Source organism: Streptomyces sp. 5-10 (genome assembly GCF_014712245.1).
Classification (GTDB): domain Bacteria; phylum Actinomycetota; class Actinomycetes; order Streptomycetales; family Streptomycetaceae; genus Streptomyces; species Streptomyces violaceusniger.
Genome location: NZ_JACVYG010000017.1, coordinates 123,572 through 141,298, shown reverse-complemented (window position 1 = coordinate 141,298; position 17,727 = coordinate 123,572). Strand labels below are relative to the sequence as shown.

The following is a 17,727-nucleotide window of genomic DNA, read 5'->3' as shown; positions in this document are numbered from 1 at the left end:
GCTCCTGGCGTGCGCTGCTGCGTTTGTCAGCGGTTCACCAGATTTTCTCGAGCACCCGCAGTGCGTTGCCGCCGATGACTGCTGAGATGTCCTTGTCCGAGTATCCGTGCTTCACGAGCCAGCGGGTGATGTTGCGGAAGCATTCGCCGGGGTTTTCCATCCCGGCTACGGATTCGATGGTCTCGAATTCGGGGCCCGATCGGATGGTGTCGGTGACTCCCCATTTGTGACTCATCACGTGGTGCAGGTCCAGATGGTCCCCGAAGAAGGTGTCCGGGCCGAATCCGACGTGCTCGATGCCGACCAGGTTGACGCAGTAGCGGAAGTGGTCCATCACGGACTCGATGGTGTGGCGGCGGTGCTGCGGGCTGACGGTGGTGTAGGGGGCCGCTTCGATGCCGATCATGCCGCCATTTTCGGCGCAGGCGCGGATGACCTCGTCGGGTTTCATCCGCGCGGTGTTCCACACTCCCCGTGCCCCGGCGTGCGTGATCAGTACGGGTTTGTCGCTGGCCTCGATCACCTCGAGCGCGGTCCGGTCCCCGGCGTGTGAGAGGTCGATGGCGATGCCGAGCTGGTTCATCCGGCGGACCGCGCGCCGTCCGAGCGAGGTCAGGCCCCCGTCTGTCTTCTCTCGCAGACCACTGCCGAGGGAGTTCGCGTCGCTGTAGGCGATGCCGATCTGCCGGACGCCCAGTCCGTGGAGCACGTCGAGCCGGTCGATCTCGTTCTCGATCAGCGCCGCTCCCTCGAGGCCGGCGACCACGGCGAGTTGGCCTTCGGCGTGCGCGCGCCGGATGTCGGCGACCGACTCGGCGCGGATGACGTAGTCCTGGTGGGCGAAGTCGCAAAAGCGCATTCCAAGGTCGGTGATGACGTCGTCCCACTTCCACCCGTTCCGGGACTCGCAGGCGCCCCAGCCGAGGTTGTCGAACACGGCGTCCAGTCCGGACCGGCTCAATCCTTCGTAGCCGTAGGCGAGGCGGGCCTCGCGGTTCCACTGGAGCAGTTCCGTCTTGGCCTTCTGAGGGAGGCGCACCGGGTGGTCGTGGAGCGATACCGCGATGTTTTCGGTCAGGAGGCGCTCGGCCCGTTCCTGCTCATCGGCGGTCAGTCCGAGGTGGTGCTCCGGCAGCCGGTCCACATCGGCCGAGGGCGTGAACTCGGTGTAGTCCTTTCCGGCTTCCAGGTACGAGAAGGACTGGTAACCGGTATAGCGCTTGGTTGCCATGGCGACTTCGCCTCCATACGAGTGTGGGCGTTCTGCTTGCGGAACAGCGTGCTGCTGGTGGGACACGTGTGAGGGTCCCGTGGAGAAGGGAGGGCAGCGAGGCCTGTGGAGTGACCAAGCCGTGCGGCACCAAAGCCCCGGAGCGACGCGACTCGGCCTTGTCGCGACCGTGGCGGCGGTGACGGTGACCCGCCGGGCGATGCCCGCAATGCCACGAGGCGCGGCTGGATTCGGCGGCGCCGGGACAGGTTCTGCGTATGCGATGTGTCGCTCAGGGGGGCCTCGTCGTCCGGGCAGCGCTCATGGCGTAAATCCTGTTGTTCAGGAATACGGAACATCCGTGCTGCACTACGGAACGAATCTGTACGGAGCGCGGCGGTTCTGTCAACCACCGCGCGGGACTCTCCTTCGGCCGGAGGCGGTCGGAGGGGAGGTGGTGAAGATCGGTGTCGTGGTTGGCGCCGTCCTCGCTCGCGGGTGTCGGCCGGTTGCGGTTCGGCCCGTTGCTGAAGGCGGGCATCTCGCGGGCGCGAGTCTCAAGGCCCCGGCCGTGCACCCCGGGGTCCTGCTGGTCGGCACCGGCCGTCCGGCCGGGGGAGGCATGGCGGTCCGGCTGCCGCCGGGGCCGCGCGGCGGCTGTGTCCGTCCCGGTGTCGGCGTCGCCTCGCCGCCCGTGCCGGTGCCGGGGGCCGCTCCGCGCGGTGGGTGTCCTCGGTGGCGTCGGTATCCGTCATGCCGGAGGTGGCTGGGTGCCGGCCGGCCGTACTCGGTTTCTGCCCCCGCCCTTCCGCCTGGAGTCAGCGCCACCTCGTCCAGGCCGGGTGTCGCCCCGTCCGGATCGATCGCGGCCTCGCGCTGGACGGTGCGCTCGTGGAGGAGCGGCCCGGGCCCCTTTTCCTGCTCACCGGGGCCGGCGACCGGCGGTTGACGATCGAGCGGCACCGCCCCTATTGTTCCGTACTTCGGCACGCTGTTCAACATAGCGGTCCGATGAGGGGGTGCATGCTCATGTCAGGAACTACGGCGCGGCGAGTCGGGGTAGGGGGCTGCGTCGTCGTGGTGGAAGAGCCCAAAGTCGCCGCCGGGCTTGTTGCGGCGGTCATGTAGGAAGCAGTAGAGAGGTATAGCCGATGACGACGGCATCCATGGCCTGGACCCCGATTCGCCTCAGGGAGCTGTCGGTGCCCAACCGGGTGTGGCTCTCACCGATGTGCCAGTACTCCGCGGACAGGTCCGGCGTCCCGGCCGACTGGCACATTGCCCACTACGGGGCCCGGGCGGCAGGGGGTGTGGGCATGGTCATGGTCGAATGCACCGGCGTCGCCCCCGACATGCGCACCACGGCACAGGATCTCGGGCTGTACACCGAGGAGCAGGTGATCGGCCACCGGCGATTGGCGGACGCCATCACCTCGATCGGGTCGGTGGCGGCGGTCCAGCTGGGGGCCGCGGGTCGCAAGAGCTCGCACGGCGTGCCGTGGGCGAACGACGGGACCCGGAACGCGATACCACCGGAGGACGGCGGGTGGCAGCCGCTTGCGCCTTCCTCGGTCGCGTTCGCCGGCCTGGCGGTTCCGACCGAGATGACCACGAAGGACGGAACGCGGGTGCTGGAGGACATCGAGCGGGCCGCCCGCAACGCCCATCGCGCGGGGTACAGGGCCATCGAACTGCATGGGGCGAACGGATATCTGCTCCACGAGTTCCTCTCGCCGCTGGCCAATCACCGTACCGACGAGTGGGGAGGCGACCCGGAGCGGCGGATGCGGTTCCCGCTGGAGATGGTGAAGGCCCTTCGCGCGGGCTGGCCGGAGGACAAGCCGGTCCTCGTCCGTCTGCCCGCCGCGGATCTGCTGGAGGGCGGTCTCACCACGGACGATATGGTCCTGGTCGCGACCCGCATGGGCGAGGCGGGCGTTGACATGATCGACCTCGTGACCGGCGCGCTCGTCCCGGAGGCCCTCCGGCTTGCCGAGCCCTTGCACAACGCCCAGTACGGTCCGCAGTTTCGTGCGGCAGGGGTCCTCACGGCGGCGTCCGGCATGATTTCGCAGGCGCCCCACCTCGATCAGGCGATCCCGGAGCTGGTGGATGCGGTGCTGGTCGGCCGGGCGATGCTGCGCGACCCCTATTGGGCGCTGCGCGCCCTTGACGCGGAGCCGCGCGCGTCGTGGCCGAAGCAATACCATCGCGCGTTCTGAGGTACGCGCATCGCCCGCAGGCCGCCGCCGTATCCCCCAGGATGCGAAGACCCGGAAGCGGCGGACAGTTGCCGCTGGGCGAGGTGGGCCGATGAGCCCTCACCCAGGAGATCTGAGCTTGATGTTCGATCTCGCCGCTGTTCCAGGCGGGCGTGTTCGGTGAGGGCTTCGGTTCGTTTCACGGTCTTCCCGGGTTCGTGTCGTGGGGCCGGCCGGCGGTTTTCCGGGCCGAGTGGGTGTCCGGGCCTGGGCCGGGAGGGTTTGGGGGCCGGGGGTCCGGCGGGGGTGAGCCGGGCGGTGCCCGGCGGGCCGTTCCCGTAACCGGTGTCCCTCGGGATGGGGGTGTCCGCGTCGCCCGCTGGTTTTCGGAGCGGTTCGCCTCCGGAGGGCTCGGTGGCCCCGGTGCCTGCGCCGTCCCTGTCCATACCGCCGTCGCGTGGGTCTGCCCCGTACCGGCCTCGGCTCGTGCTGACGTGCCGGGAGAGGGGGGGAGCCGCCGGGAACATGGCCTCGGACCCGGACCTGCCGGTGGTCTGGCACAGGGCGCGAGGGCCGCAGCCTCTGGCCGGGGGCGCGGCCCTCGTCTGTCCACCACAGAACGCGGCTGACCGGGGGCGGTGAGGATGACGCGGTCAGATGGCGGAGACCAGCCGGCTGATCTCATCGGCGGCCGCGGTGGTCAGCTGTGCCAAGGCCTTTTCCTGCGAGGGGTCGTAGCGCATCTCCGGCATGGAGAGCACGAGGGCGGCAATGGGCCGTCCCGCAAAGCCGGTGACAGCCGCGCCGATGGAAGCCACGTTCGGACGAAACCACGTGGACATGTTGACCGCGTAACCCCGCTCGGCAGTCCGGACGATCTCCTCTCGGAGCTCTTCGGAACTCCATAGGGGCTCGGTGAACTCATTGACGTCGTGTTTCAGTATTTCTTCGGTCTCCGTCGGCTCCAGGCGTGCCAGGATCGCGACTCCCGACGAGGTGGCTTGAAGGGGCAGACGCGTGCCGGTCTCGACGAAAACGCGGACGGCATGTGTGCTGTCTTCTCTCGCGATGATGATGACGTCGTCCCCGTCGCGAAGCGCGAAGTGAACCGTCTCATCGGTCTCGGCCGCGAGGCGCTTGATCACTGGTCCCGCAAGATCACGCAGATCCTGCTCGCCGGCCCCGCGCAGCCCGACGGACAGAGCCTTCATCGTCACGCCCCACCGCGCGCCGCGGCCAGAGTCAACGATCCTCAGCCAGCCGGCCTGCTGGAGAGTGACCAGGCACCGCTGAACCGAGCTCTTCGGAATCCGGGTGGCTCGCGAGAGCTCCGACACGCCAATCGGTTGCCGTGCGGCAACCTCCTCGAAGATACGGAGGGTGCTCAGGACGCTGTTCATTGATCGCACTCTGCTGGTCGTGCTGTCCGGTGCGGTCACATCATCCCCCTTGTCTGCCAATCAGACCGGGAGCGTACCAGTTTACGCAACACCGTTTCGCATCACGGTACGGCTGTTTGAGGCGCTTCCGGGTCACTGTGGTCGGCTGACGCCCGGCCGCTGCACCGTGAGGAACGCGGCTCCGGGTCGCCGCCTACCGCGCCGACTACGCGCCCGGTGGAGCCGGGCCCGAGCCTGGGCCCGGCTCCACCGCGTCATCCTCGATGAGCTGGGAGCCTGCGGCGGGCTGGACGGGCCCCGGTGCGCCATGGACGCGGTCAGCGTCCGAGCGGCAAAAAAAAAGGGGGCACTGACGGGGCCGGATCCGACCGACCGCGGTAAGAACGGATCGATAATCCACCTGGTCACCGATCCGGAACGCACTGCCGCTCCGCCTCGGTATCCCGGCCGCCGACCTGCACGACAGTCAGGCCCTGACGCCCCTGGCCGCCGGTATCCCGCCGATCCGCTCACGCCGCGGACCGCGTCGGCGGCCCGGAAGGTTGCCCGCGGACTAGGCTGCCCTCCGGCATGGGCTCACTGCGCCTTCCGCGGGCAGGCGGCCCATGGAGCCGCCCCGGTCTTCACTTTCCATCGCGCGCCGATGAGGGACCGCCGGCCGGAGGTGGCGGACAGGGCCCTGCCGGCCGGCGGTCGTTCGGGGTTACACGAAGAACTCTCCGTGGTCGGCTTTGTCGATCAGAAGGATCACGAGCGGGGCGTACTGGCTGTGCCCGCCCTGGCGCGAGGACACGGCCCCACGCCCGGCGCTGCCCCGCCCGGCACGGCGGTGAATGGTCGTGCGCGGAGGACGGGTGCCGATGCGGCCCCCGGCAGCCAGGTTGGGGGGCAGAGCCGGGACCGGGGACGGGCGGCCAGGATTTTCGCCGCCGCTCGCCGTGGGGTCACCTTCGTTCATCGTGGGAGCTCTCCTTTCAGTCGATGAGGTCCAGCCCGGCGGCGACGATGCTGTCGGTATCGATGCCGTGGTAGCGGTAGACGTCCTGGAGGTCGCCGGACTGACCGAAGCCACTCACGCCGAGCGTGGCGACGGGCACGTTGTTGACCGTGGCGAGGAAGGCCAGCGTGTGCGGGTGGCCGTCGAGCACGGTGAGCAGGGGAGTTGCCCGCTCGGCCGGGAAGATCTGGTCCAGGATCCAGTCCGGGGCATCCGCCAGCCCACGGCGGGCCTGCAGTGCGCGGAAGAGCAGGTCGGGGCTGGTCACGCACACGACGTCGGCCCCGTACCCGAGTGCGGCCAGCCGGTCGGCGGCGGCCAGGGCCTGGGGAACCATGGCGCCCATCGCGGCCAGTGTCACCGCCGGCTGATCGTGCTGCCGCAGCCGGTAGCCACCTGCGGTCACCTGCCGGCGGCGGCGCTCGCGGGCGGCAGGGTCGCTCGGCACCGCCGCCAGGGACTGGTCGACGGGACGGGTGGACAGCCGCAGGTACGCCGAGTTCCCCTCCGGCCGACCGAGGTCGCCGAGCGCGGCCAGCAGGCACCACTCGGTATCGATCGCGAACGCGGGCTCGTACGACACACACCCCGGCTGTTCGACGCCGAGAGAGGGCGTGGTGATCGACTGGTGTGCGCCGCCCTCCGGAGCGAGAGTGACGCCGGCCGGCGTGCCGACCAGGATCGACTGGCCGCCGGCGTAGATACCGAAGGACCACGGCTCCAGGGCCCGGTTGACGAAGGGGTCGTAGACCACGCCGATCGGCAGCAGCGGCTGGCCCCAGCGGCTCCAGGTGGCACCCAGCTCGCCGAGCAGGCCGACCAGGTTCGTCTCGGCAATACCCAACTCCATGTGCTGGCCGGTCGGCTTCTCCCGCCAGTGCAGGATCGTCTCCGCGTCGTCGGCGAACCAGTTGGTGCGTTCAGCGGGCGACCACACGCCCACCTTGTTGAGCCAGCCGCCCAGGTTGGTGGTGGAGCTGACGTCCGGGCTGACGGTGACGATCCGGCCCGCCGCTCGCGGTGCCTGACGGGTGAGGTCCAGCAGCACCCGCCCCAGGGCCTGCTGCGTGGTGCCGGTGCCGCTGGGTGCCGCGCGGCCAAGGTCGGGCGGGACCGTGGGCGGCGCCTGCGGCTCCCGCAGGGGACGGCGCAGTCGCCGGGCGGCGGCCGCGCACAGGTCCGCTTCCGCCGAGCCCTCGGTGAAAGGTGTCCATGGGCGGTCCAGGTCCGTCCCGAGGCTGTCGGCCAGCGCCCGCATCTGATCGCCGGTCAGCAGCGAGGAGTGGTTCTGCGGGTGGCCCTCGGTGGGCAACCTGTGGCCTTTGACCGTATACGCGAAAATGACGGTCGGGCGGGTGTCGTCGACGGCGTCGTACGCCTCACACAGCGTGCCGAGGTCATGGCCGCCCAGGTTGCGCAGTGCCGCCAGCAGCGTGGCATCGTCCAGTTCCGCGATGAGCCCGGCGATGGGGGCGGCGGTGGAGCCGGTGCCGGGCAGACGTTCGCGCAGCTGATCGGCGGAGCAGCGCAGCAACCGTTGGTACTCGGGGTTGCCCATGGCGTCGATACGGGCGCGCAAGGCCTCCCCGCCGGGACGGGTGAACAACTCCCGCAGCAGGTGCCCGTACTTGAGGGTGATGACCTGCCAGCCGGCCGCGGCAAACGTGGCCTGCAGCCTTTCCGCGGCGATTCCGGGCACGACCCGGTCCAGTGACTGCCGATTCAGATCGACGACCCACACCACCTCGCCCAGATCCGGCACCGCCGGGTCCTGGACCGCCTCCCAGATCGCGCCCTCGTCCAGCTCCGCGTCACCGAGCAGAGAATACTGCCGCCCGGTGCCGACGCCGCCGAAGTGGCCCTCCACGTAGCGCCGGGCGAGGGCGCCCCACAGGGGGGCGGTGGCGCCGATGCCGACCGAGCCGGTGGAGTAGTCGACCGGGTCGGGGTCCTTGGAGCGGCTGGGGTAGCTCTGCAGGCCGCCGAAGGCGCGCAGGGTGGTCAGGTAGGACTCGTCCAGCTCGCCCAGCAGGTAGTTGATGGCGTGCAGCACGGGTGAGGCGTGGGGTTTGACCGACACCCGGTCCTCGGAGGTCAGGGCGTGGAACCACAGCGCCGTCATGATCGAGGTCATCGAGGCGCTGGACGCCTGGTGGCCGCCGACCTTCAGCCCCGAGGGGTTCGGCCGCACCCGGTTGGCATGGTCGATGATCGCCGTGGAGAGCCACAGCACCCGCCGCTCGACCGCCTCCAGCGTCACGGGTTGTTCCTGCTGGACAGCCCCCCTGTCCTGAGCGTCAACGGATGCCACCTTCGGAACCACTACAGACCACCTCCGCATCCCGGACCAAGCGTCCTTGCCGTGATTTTATGATCCGCAAGTAGACAGATAAGTCCCTGACTGCACAAGATGCTCCTCTGTGATTGAGCATTCTGCTCAATTTCAAGGGGAGCGAGAGGATGCCGATTGAACACCCTGAACAGCAAGCGGGCCCTGGATGCCACCGACGCCCGGATCCTGCTCGCCTTGGTAACCGAGCCACGCGCCACCGTCGTCGCCCTGGCCGAGCGCCTGGGGCTATCCCGCAACACCGTTCAGGCACGGCTGGCCAGGATGGAGCGCAGCGGCGCGCTCGGTTCCTTCGAACGCCGCATCACCCCGGATGCGCTCGGCTACCCACTCACCGCATTCGTCACCGCACGGGTCAACCAACACCGGCTGGCAGAGGTCTCCCAGGCGCTGACGGGCATCGCCGAGGTTGTGGAGGTCTTCGGTCTCAGCGGCGAGACCGACCTGCTCGTGCGGGTCGTCGCAGCCGACGCCGAGGACCTGTACCGGATCGCGGGACAGATCCTCGCCATCCCCGACGTCGAACGCACCACCACGGCCCTGGCCATGCGCGAACTGGTGCCCCACCGCCTCACCCCACTGCTGCGCCGTGCTGCCATGGACGGCAGCCGGCAACAGGAGGATGAAACGCCCTGACAGGAGGGTCAGCCGGTCGGTGCGGGCGGCACTCCACCGCGGGAAGCCCGCCGCCTGAGCAGGTGCCGGGCGTCGGGTGCCTCCTCCCCGGCGGCCAGGCCACCTCCTGGATCAGCGAGGAGACCAGTGCACGCCGTGTGATGGCCGGGGGCCACACCGCCCCGGCCCCGTCGCAGACAGCATCACCGCGGAGGTGAGCCGGCGCCGGTTGGTGCGGCTCCTCCCGGTTGAACCGGCGCACGAACCGCTCATGGAGAGCGTCCAGCTCACCCGCCCACGATCGGGCATCAGCAATGTCCCCGCCCACAACCACACTCCGAAACGACGTCCGATCACCCCCTGGGGGTGTTAGCCTGGCAGTGCCATGCGCATAGATCACTCCGCCGACGGCCCGGCCGCCCGGGGGACCAACAGCAGTCCCCGCTCTTCGATGAATAGTGTGCTGAGCACCCTTCGCGTCTTTGAAGAAGTTGCCGTGCGCCAGCCGATCGGCGTGTCGGAACTGTCGCGGGCGATGCGCATCCCGAAGAGTTCTGCCCAGCGATGCCTGGTGACGCTTCAGCAGGCCGGCTGGTTGAGGATCGTCGATCCGGAGCGCGTGCGGTGGGGGGTGACCACGAAGGCGCTCGTGCTCGGGTTGCGCAGCGCCGGTGAGCATGATCTACGGGAACTGGCGGGGCCGGTCATCAAGCGCCTTGCCGCCGAGACCGGCGAGACCGTCTTCCTCGGCCTGCGCGACGGCGATGAGTATCTCCTCATCGCACGGGAGGACAGCACACAACTCGTCCGCGTGTTCCTGGAGGTCGGTACGCGTGTGCCGCTTCGCGCCAGCTCGGCCGGTTGCGCGATCATGGCGCGTATGGAACCGAGCGAGGTGGACGAACTCTTGAAGCCCGGGCTGGAGGAGTTCGCAGACTCGCCGGTATTGACTTCCGAGGAACTCCGCAAGGAGATCGCCCGGACGGTCAAGCGGGGATATGCGTTGGACGTATCGTCGTGGTACCGCCCACACGTCTCCTCCATCGGAGCGGCAGTCACGAACGCGGCTGGAAGGCCCATCGCGGCGGTCACGCTGGCGATTCCGCAGATGCGTTATGTCCGCTCGCAGGAGAAGACGTTCGCGCGAATGGTCGTCGCGGCTGCGGACGAGATCAGCAAGTTGGTCTCGTCGGCCTGACCGGCACGTCGGCCGTGCTCGTCCCCTGCGTGCCCACGACGTCGACGATGGGCCTGGCCGTGGCCTCGGACGACTTCGCGGGGGAGTGGTGGGTGCCCAGGCCGACGGGCACGAGGTCGGCGGACCGTCGAAGGCAACGATGCGCGTAACGGGCTCCGGTGGCAGCCGCCCGACGTCGACGACCACCGCCCCCATGGGGCAGGAAGCCCGTAAGGGCGTCGCAGTCCTTGCGGCGGCACCCCTGTCCGTGGACGACACGAACCCACCGCGGCCGGCACTTCACGCCCGGGCGGCTGGACGCCGACATGGCCCATGACGTCCCCGAGCCGCGGAAGTGGCTGCGTGGCGCATGCGTCGGCGTCCGTATCGCCCGCAAGGGCATCGAGTCCAGCCAACGGCTGGGCCGCCGCCGCTGGGTGATCGAGCGCACCATCTCCCGGCTGGCCGGCTACCGCCGGCTACCCGGTGCGAACGCGATCCCCGCAACTACGTGGCCTTTCTCGGCCTCGCCATAGCCATCTGCTGCCGCACGCGGCTTCTCAAGCCCACCACGGGAGACGGTCCTGGTGCGGAGGTGCCGTGGCCACGGCACCTTACGAGCTGGCGGAGGACATCGCGGGCGAGCTGCACCGACCCGGTGAACGAGAGCGGCGCGTGGGGCGCCCTTGCAGCGGGTCGAGTTCGGCGGTGACCACGACGCCGGGAGGGAGTTCGGCCACTACCAGACCGACACCGAACTCGGCCGGCAGCGCCCCTGCTGGACAGCCTGGACAGCATGGAGACGCTGCGGCCGACCTGGCCGCTTCCTTCGACCGGTGGGAGGCGCCCATCAGGTCGGGACTGGCCCGTATGCAGGCACCTGGCGAGCTGAGCGAGAGCGCCGACGTCGCCGCACTGGCTACCGCCCTGCTGGCCGCCATCCAAAGCGGCATGCTGCTCTCGCAGATCCGTCGATCGAGCACCGCATACCGCCAGGTCGTGTCGTGATCGACCGCATCGAGAGCTACGTCCGGTCCCTGCGTCGCCTGTTGACCGGACTCGCCGCGATCGTCCGCGACGATGCGCCGCGCCGGACGCGACGCGGGCGCAGGGAAGAGTCCGTGCGGCCCGGCGGTCGTACCTTCCGGGCGGGCCGACCCGGTGTCGCCGTCGGCCGAGCGGTCGAGATGACCGGGTGCCGGCCGGGACAGAACCCCGGCGGCCTGTGCTGCCGCATGGGCGGGATGACGATGCGGTTCCGTGGCTCGACCTCACGGATGCGGACCGGCGAGACGACTCTTGACATGCCGATGAGCCCGTCTCTAGCCTGTGCCGTGTCATGGTACGTTGTACCGCATTCTGGAACGCTGCCCAGAGGGTGAAAGCTTCGCCTTCCGGAACGGCGACGATGGGGGTGTTCGTGAGTTCTTCATCTGGCGCGACCGTCGGCACGTACGACCCGGTCGCGTTCGGAGGACTGCGGTTCCACACGGCAGTGGAGCAGTTCCGCAGCGGCGCTGACACGCCGCGCGATTACCTGGAGCGTTGCCTTTCGAGGATCGCTGAACTCGAGCCGACCGTGCGAGCCTGGGTCGTGCTCGAGGCGTCGGGTGCGCGAGAGCAGGCTGACGCCAGCACTCGTCGCTACCGTCGGGGGGAGCCGCTCTCGCCCATCGACGGTATGCCCATCGGTATCAAGGACGTGCTCGAAACGAAGGACATGCCCACCGAGTACGGCTGCGCCGCGTACGCGGGTAACTTCCCGAAGCGGGACAACGCCGCGGTGTGGGCGCTGCGGCAGGCGGGCGCCGTCCTGGTCGGGAAAACCGTCACCACGGAACTGGCGGGCCCGGAACCCGGCCCGACGACGAACCCGTTCAACCCGGAACACACGCCGGGTGGGTCGTCGTCCGGATCGTCAGCGGCTGTCGGGGCGTCAATGGTGCCCGCGGCGATCTCCACACAGTCCGGCGGGTCTCTCATGCGGCCTGCGAGCTTTTGCGGAAACTGGGGTCTGAAGCCGTCACGCGGGGCCATCAATCGTGGTGAACGGCAGACCGCGAGCACGACGGCCCACGGCGTGGTGGCGGCGTGTCCTGAGGACATGTGGCAGGTGGCCATTGAGATCGCCCGTCGCGTGGGCGGCGACCCGGGTTGGCCGGCGTTGCGCGGGCCCTCCACACCGCCACCGGCCCGAAAGCCCCTCACCCTCGCCGTCATGGAGACCGAGGGCTGGGACCGTCTGGACGAGCGGAGCCGCGAAGCGTTTGACCGGGTGATCCGACAGATCGAGGCCTGCGGCGTGACGGTGCTCCGGCGAGGCGACGAACCACTGATCGAGCGATTCGAGCGGGCACTGGTCGGTGCCACCGAGTTGACCAGTCTGATCCTCGCACGCGAGCATCTGTGGGCCTTCCGCGACCTGGTGGAGGCGCACCCGGACCGCATCAGCGCGCGGAGCAAGCGCTTCTTCATCGAAGCCGGGGAGCGGCTGGGGGCGGTGGGCTACGAGCGGGCATTGCAGGACCGCGAAGTCGTGCAGGCGGCTTTTGCGCGGCTGGGCAGCGTCGTGGACGCCGTCGTCGCGCCGACATCCACCGGCTCGGCGCCGAAATGGCTTGGCGATGTCGCCGGAGAGCCGCCGGCGCGGTGGCCGACGGGAGACCCGGTGTTCAATACCCCGAGCTCACTCTTGGGCACCCCGGCCGTGAACATTCCGCTCATGGCGGTCGGCGGGCTGCCCTTCGGCTTTCAGGTGATGGGGCAGCCGGGCACTGATGCCCGCATGGTCGCTATCGCACGCTGGTTGGGTGAGGCCATTGCGCCGGTCATGGCCTGACGCGGGCGAACCCGCGGTCCCGGAACGTGGAGGGCCCGCCGTGTCACGCTGATGCGCGTCGTCGACGTAGCGGTCGCTCGTCGCGCCGCCAGACTGCCGGTGATCGACTTGCCGGCTGGACGGCTCTCCGCCTCCAGGCAGCTCGCAGGGCATCGAGGGCTCGCCGTACGGCGTCATTGGCGCGCCCCTTGCGCAGCGCGGCGAGGCGTTCGCACTGGTCGATCTCGATCCGGGGGTCGACGCGCAGTGGCTCGTACGGCTCTTCCTCGCCGAGGACGAACCGTTTGACCCCGACCACGGTCCGCTCCCGGTGGTCGATCTCCTGCGCGATGCGGTAGGCGGAGCGTTCGATCGTGGACTTCTGGAAGCCCTGCTCGATCGCCGCCGCCGCGCCGCCGCGGTCCTCGACGGCCTGGATCAGTTCCCGAGCCGCCGCTTCGAGGTCGTCGGTCATCGACTCCATGACGTAGGAGCCGGCGAAGGGGTCCACGGTCTTGGCCACATCGGTCTCGTAGGCGATGACCTGTTGCGTCCGCAGGGCGAGCCGGGCCGCCTTCTGGGTGGGCAGTGCGGTGGCCTCGTCGTAGGAGTTGGTGTGCAGGGACTGCGTGCCGCCGAGGACCGCGCCCAGTGAAGGCGATCTCTTGTACGGGGCTCGCCCCGGCCTCGGCCATGTGGTAGCCGGAGATGGAGATCGTGTTCCAGCGCGGCAGTTCCTTGTGGTGGTAGGCGAAGATGTTGCTGATCAAGCGCAGAGACTGCTTCGGCGGGAAGATGTAGGTGCCGCGGGCGATGTACTTCTTGAGCACGTCGTTTTGGACCGTGCCGGTCAACTGGCCGCCGCGGATGCCTCGTTCGGCCGCGACCAGCTGGTACAGCAGGAGCAGCACCGACGCGGGGGCGTTGATCGTCATCGACGTCGACACCTTGTCCAGGGGCAGGCCCTGGAACAGCGTGCGCATGTCCTCGATCGAGTCGATCGCCACGCCGACCTTGCCGACCTCGCCCTGTGCGACCGGCTCGTCGGAGTCGTAGCCCAGTCGAAATCCGTCAGCGCCCAGCTGTCGTGGACCGGCTGGATGGGCACGCGGTCCGCCTGGGGCTGCTGCACTACGTCGACGAAGGCGACCTCGCCAGGCCGCGGTACGCGCTCACCAGCAAGGTGGCCGCCCTCCGCGACCGGGAGATCGCCAGCGTCGCCCGCTACCAGCGACTGTTCCGGGGGTTCATCTCGGACTGGATGGGCGACCCGACAACGTCGGCGTCGCTGAGAGCCGAGCTCATGGCCGCAGCGGTGGTAGCCGGCCACAACCACCTACTGCGCCGATGGCTCCGGGGCGAGACCGCCGACCCCGTCGCAGAAGTGGACGAGGCCATGCGCGAGGTGCTGGCCCTCTTCCCGGCACCCGGTTCCCGTCCGGAGACCGGCGGCACCACCGTCGTCGCCTTCCGAACCGGCCAGGACCTCGACGCCCTGCTCCCCTCGCTGCGACGCCTCATCGACAGCAGTGGAGAGCAGTGAAGGGGGGAGAAGGGCTTGCCGGTGTTCCAGGCCGGCTACTGAGGCTGGCAGCGGCCGCACTCGGTGCAGGTAGAGAAGTCGAGGACGCCCTTCCAGGAGAAGCCCTCGACCTGCGAGACGCCGGAGCGCACCTCTTCCGCGCTGTCCTCGTCCAGCGCGGCCTCGAAGTCGATCTCCTGGCCGCCGCTCGTCATAGGCTTCAGCCCGCCCGGGGCCGTGGCACGTTCGCCTGAACCAGATGTTCGGGAAGGCCGGGAAACGGTGCCAGGCCACACCGATGTTCGTTCATCAGCGCCGTCAGGCTGAGCCCCTGGAAGGCCGCCACGAGCAAATATTGCGCGGTCAGCCCTTGCGGGCGATGACCTCTTCCGTGAGCTGGGGGAGGACCTGGAAGAGGTCGCCGATGACTCCGTAGTCGACGAGGTCGAAGACCGGGGCTTCGGCGTCCTTGTTGATCGCGACGATGGTCTTCGAGGTCTGCATGCCGGCGCGGTGCTGGATCGCACCCGAGATGCCGGCCGCCACATACAGCTGGGGAGAGACGGTCTTGCCGGTCTGGCCGACCTGGTGGGTGTGCGGGTACCAGCCGGCGTCCACCGCGGCGCGGGAGGCGCCGACTGCCGCGCCGAGGGAGTCGGCGAGGGCCTCGATGAGGGGGAAGTTCTCCGCGCCGCCCAGGCCGCGGCCGCCGGAGACCACGATCGCGGCCTCGGTCAGCTCCGGACGCCCCGACGACTCACGAGGCGTGCGGGAGATGACCTTGGTGCCGGTCGCTGCCTCGCTGAAGGAGACGGACAGCTCCTCCACGGTGCCCGCCGCGGAAGCGGGCTCGGGAGCGGCGGAGTTGGGCTTGACGGTGAGGACTGGAGTGCCCTTGGTGATGCGGGGCTTGGTGGTGTAGGCGGCGGCGAAGACCGACTGGGTGGCCACCGGGCCCGCCTCGCCGGCCTCCAGGTCGACGGCGTCGGTGATCAGACCCGACCTGACACGCACCGCCAGGCGAGCGGCGATCTCCTTGCCCTCCGCCGAGGAGGGCACCAGTACCGCGGCCGGCGAGACGGTGGCATAGGCGGCCTGCAGGGCGTCGACCTTGGGAACGATCAGGTAGTCGGCGAACTCCGGCGCATCTGCGGCCAGCACACGGGTGGCGCCGTACTCACCGAGGACCTTGGCGGCCTCCTGCGCACCGGGACCCAGGTGGACGGCCACCGGGTCGCCGATACGGCGGGCCAGGGTCAGCAGCTCGAGGGTCGGCTTGCGGACGGCACCATCCACGTGGTCGACGTAGACAAGCACTTCAGCCATGGCGAATCGTTCTCCTGCAAAGAGTGATGTGGGGGCGGGAAGTGCGGTGCTCAGATGAACTTCTGGCCCGCGAGGAACTCGGCGAGCTGCTTCCCGCCCTCGCCCTTGTCCTCGACCACGGTGCCGGCCGTACGGGCCGGACGCGGGGTGGCATCCTCAACCTTGGTCCAGGCGCCTTCCAGGCCGACCTTGTCCGCCTCGATACCCAGGTCGTCCAGGTCGAGGGACTCCACCGGCTTCTTCTTGGCTGCCATGATCCCCTTGAACGAGGGGTAGCGGGCTTCACCCGACAGGTCGGTGACCGAGACGACCGCGGGCAGCCGCGCCTGCAGCTGCTCGGTCGCCGCATCCCCGTCCCGGCAACCGGTGACCACGCCGTCCTCGACCAACACCTCCGACAGGAGGGTGAGCTGCGGGACGCCCAGGCGCTCGGCCAGCATCGCCGGCATGGCGGCCATCGTGCCGTCGGTCGAGGCCATGCCGCACACGACCAGGTCGTAGCCGGTCTTCTCGATCGCCTTCGCCAGCACCGCCGAGGTACCCAGGGCATCGGTGCCGTGGAGATTCTCATCCTCCACGTGGACACCCCTGTCGGCGCCCATCGACAGGGCCTTGCGCACCGCGTCCTCGGCGTCCTCGGGGCCGACGGTCAGCACAGTGACCTCCGCGTCGTCGGCGTTCTCACCGATCTGCAGCGCCTGCTCGACGGCGTACTCATCCAGCTCCGAGAGCAGACCGTCCACCGACTCACGGTCGGTCGTCAAGTCCTCGGCGAACTGCCGGTCACCAGCAGCATCCGGCACGTACTTCACACAGACAACGATCTTCATGAGGGCGTCTTCTGTTCCTTTCGACAGCCTTCGTCCGGGGCGTTCCCTTGTCTGAAGGGCCCCGCTGCATGCCGGACGGGCGCAGTTGTCACCCGTCGAGCCCGCCGCGCTTGACGAGCTGGGCCGCGATCACGTTCCGCTGGATTTCGTTGGTGCCCTCGCCGACGATCATCAACGGGGCGTCGCGGAAGTAGCGCTCGACGTCGAACTCCGTCGAGTAGCCATATCCGCCGTGAATACGGACGGCGTTGAGGGCGATCTCCATCGCCGTCTCGGAGGCGAACAGCTTCGCCATGCCCGCCTCCATGTCGACGCGCCGCCCGGCATCGGCCTCTCGTGCCGCGTGGAGGGTGAGCTGGCGGGCGGCGGCCAGCGAGGTCGCCATGTCGGCGAGGTAGTGGCCAATGGCCTGGTGCTGCCAGATCGGCTTGCCGAAGGACTCGCGTTCCTGGGCGTAGGCGAGCGAGTCCTCCAGGGCTGCGCGGCCGACACCGAGGGCGCGGGAGGCGACCTGGAGCCGACCGGTCTCCAGGCCCTTCATCATCTGTGCGAAGCCCTTGCCCTCCGTACCGCCGAGCACGGCGTCGGACGCGGCACGATAGCCGTCGAAGGACAGCTCGCAGCTCTCCACGCCCTTGTAGCCGAGCTTGGGCAGGTCCCGGGAGACGGTCAGGCCCGGCCCGTGCTCGACCAGGAGGATGGAGATGCCCCGGTGGGCGGGGGTGGCCTCCGGGTCGGTCTTGCACAGCAGCGCGATCAGCTGGGAGCGGCGGGAGTTGGTGATCCAGGTCTTGGATCCGTTGACCAGATACCCCTCATCGTCCTTGCGGGCCGTGGTGCGCATCGCCTGCAGGTCCGAGCCGCCGCCGGGCTCGGTGAGCGCCATGGTCGCCCGGATCTCGCCCGTGGCCATCTTCGGCAGGTAGCGCCGCTTCTGCTCCTCGGTGCCGAAGTGCAGCAGCAGCTTGGCGACCACGGTGTGGCCGCCCATCGCCCCGGCCAGGCTCATCCAGCCGCGCGCCAGTTCCTCGGTGACCATCACGTAACAGGGCGTGGAGACGGCGTTGCCGTCGTACTCCTCCGGGATGGCGAGCCCGTAGATGCCGAGCTGCTTCATCTGCTCGATCAGGGCCTCGGGATAGGTGTTGGAGTGTTCCAGCTCCTGGACGACGGGCTTCACCTCCTTGTTGACGAAGTCGTGCACGGTCCGCACGACGAACTGCTCGTCGTCGGAGAGGATGTCCAGGGTGCTCACGGTGTGCTCCTCCTCGTTCGATGTCG

The 17,727-nt window shown here is 69.3% G+C and carries 12 protein-coding genes and 4 pseudogenes; 8 read left to right on the top strand and 8 right to left on the bottom strand.

From position 1 onward, the window contains the following. Window positions 1-34: 34 nt before the first annotated feature. A complete protein-coding gene (locus tag IEJ02_RS20850; RefSeq protein WP_191066243.1) occupies window positions 35-1,231 on the bottom strand; it encodes a dipeptidase in 1,197 nt (398 codons plus the stop codon). A gap of 1,130 nt (window positions 1,232-2,361) precedes the next feature. Between IEJ02_RS20850 and IEJ02_RS20845 the strand changes: the two genes are divergently transcribed. Continuing rightward, a complete protein-coding gene (locus IEJ02_RS20845) occupies window positions 2,362-3,432 on the top strand; it encodes an oxidoreductase (RefSeq protein WP_191066242.1) in 1,071 nt (356 codons plus the stop codon). Between the two features lie 632 nt (window positions 3,433-4,064). Here the strand turns inward: IEJ02_RS20845 and IEJ02_RS20840 are convergent. Then, on the bottom strand, window positions 4,065-4,811 hold the full coding sequence (locus tag IEJ02_RS20840) for an IclR family transcriptional regulator (protein ID WP_191066241.1): 747 nt from the start codon (window positions 4,809-4,811) through the stop codon (window positions 4,065-4,067). 160 nt (window positions 4,812-4,971) lie between these two features. Here IEJ02_RS20840 and IEJ02_RS20835 point away from each other — a divergent pair. After that, window positions 4,972-5,365: pseudogene (locus IEJ02_RS20835) on the top strand (IS5/IS1182 family transposase); the annotation flags it as partial. A 420-nt stretch (window positions 5,366-5,785) separates the two neighbouring features. Here IEJ02_RS20835 and IEJ02_RS20830 read toward each other — a convergent pair. Next, complete coding sequence (locus IEJ02_RS20830; RefSeq protein ID WP_370467094.1) at window positions 5,786-8,068, bottom strand: thiamine pyrophosphate-binding protein; 2,283 nt, start codon at window positions 8,066-8,068, stop codon at window positions 5,786-5,788. 207 nt (window positions 8,069-8,275) lie between these two features. On the opposite strand from IEJ02_RS20830, the gene IEJ02_RS20825 reads away from it, so the two are divergent. The 5 genes and pseudogenes from IEJ02_RS20825 to IEJ02_RS20805 all read left to right on the top strand — a co-directional run bounded on the left by IEJ02_RS20825 (window position 8,276) and on the right by IEJ02_RS20805 (window position 12,789). Then, window positions 8,276-8,794, top strand: a complete 519-nt coding sequence (locus IEJ02_RS20825) for an Lrp/AsnC family transcriptional regulator (RefSeq protein ID WP_370467093.1) — start codon at window positions 8,276-8,278, stop codon at window positions 8,792-8,794. Between the two features lie 430 nt (window positions 8,795-9,224). Further along, the gene (locus tag IEJ02_RS20820) at window positions 9,225-9,971 is read left to right on the top strand and encodes an IclR family transcriptional regulator (protein WP_223864165.1); all 747 of its coding nucleotides are present in this window, start codon (window positions 9,225-9,227) and stop codon (window positions 9,969-9,971) included. Window positions 9,972-10,168: 197 nt separating this feature from the next. After that, a pseudogene (locus IEJ02_RS51095) lies at window positions 10,169-10,524 on the top strand (IS5/IS1182 family transposase); the annotation flags it as partial. Then, on the top strand, window positions 10,437-10,958 hold the full coding sequence (locus tag IEJ02_RS51385) for a TetR family transcriptional regulator C-terminal domain-containing protein (RefSeq protein WP_498067060.1): 522 nt from the start codon (window positions 10,437-10,439) through the stop codon (window positions 10,956-10,958). The pseudogene IEJ02_RS51095 and the gene IEJ02_RS51385, both read left to right, overlap by 88 nt. Before the next feature lie 400 nt (window positions 10,959-11,358). After that, window positions 11,359-12,789 (top strand): amidase, encoded by a 1,431-nt coding sequence (locus IEJ02_RS20805; protein WP_191066238.1) that lies wholly within the window; start codon window positions 11,359-11,361, stop codon window positions 12,787-12,789. Between the two features lie 136 nt (window positions 12,790-12,925). Here the strand turns inward: IEJ02_RS20805 and IEJ02_RS20800 are convergent. Continuing rightward, window positions 12,926-13,832: pseudogene (locus IEJ02_RS20800) on the bottom strand (methylmalonyl-CoA mutase family protein); the annotation flags it as partial. A gap of 23 nt (window positions 13,833-13,855) precedes the next feature. Here IEJ02_RS20800 and IEJ02_RS20795 point away from each other — a divergent pair. Next, window positions 13,856-14,311 (top strand): acyl-CoA-like ligand-binding transcription factor, encoded by a 456-nt coding sequence (locus IEJ02_RS20795; RefSeq protein WP_498067055.1) that lies wholly within the window; start codon window positions 13,856-13,858, stop codon window positions 14,309-14,311. 38 nt (window positions 14,312-14,349) lie between these two features. Here IEJ02_RS20795 and IEJ02_RS20790 read toward each other — a convergent pair. The 4 genes and pseudogenes from IEJ02_RS20790 to IEJ02_RS20775 all read right to left on the bottom strand — a co-directional run. After that, window positions 14,350-14,596: pseudogene (locus IEJ02_RS20790) on the bottom strand (Fe-S oxidoreductase); the annotation flags it as partial. Between the two features lie 57 nt (window positions 14,597-14,653). Beyond that, window positions 14,654-15,616 carry an electron transfer flavoprotein subunit alpha/FixB family protein gene (locus IEJ02_RS20785; protein ID WP_191066237.1) on the bottom strand — a complete coding sequence of 321 codons (963 nt, stop codon included), beginning with the start codon at window positions 15,614-15,616 and terminating at the stop codon, window positions 14,654-14,656. Between the two features lie 50 nt (window positions 15,617-15,666). After that, window positions 15,667-16,446 (bottom strand): electron transfer flavoprotein subunit beta/FixA family protein, encoded by a 780-nt coding sequence (locus tag IEJ02_RS20780; protein WP_191066236.1) that lies wholly within the window; start codon window positions 16,444-16,446, stop codon window positions 15,667-15,669. 88 nt (window positions 16,447-16,534) lie between these two features. Next, window positions 16,535-17,701 carry an acyl-CoA dehydrogenase family protein gene (locus tag IEJ02_RS20775; protein WP_191066235.1) on the bottom strand — a complete coding sequence of 389 codons (1,167 nt, stop codon included), beginning with the start codon at window positions 17,699-17,701 and terminating at the stop codon, window positions 16,535-16,537. Between the last annotated feature and the right edge of the window lie 26 nt (window positions 17,702-17,727).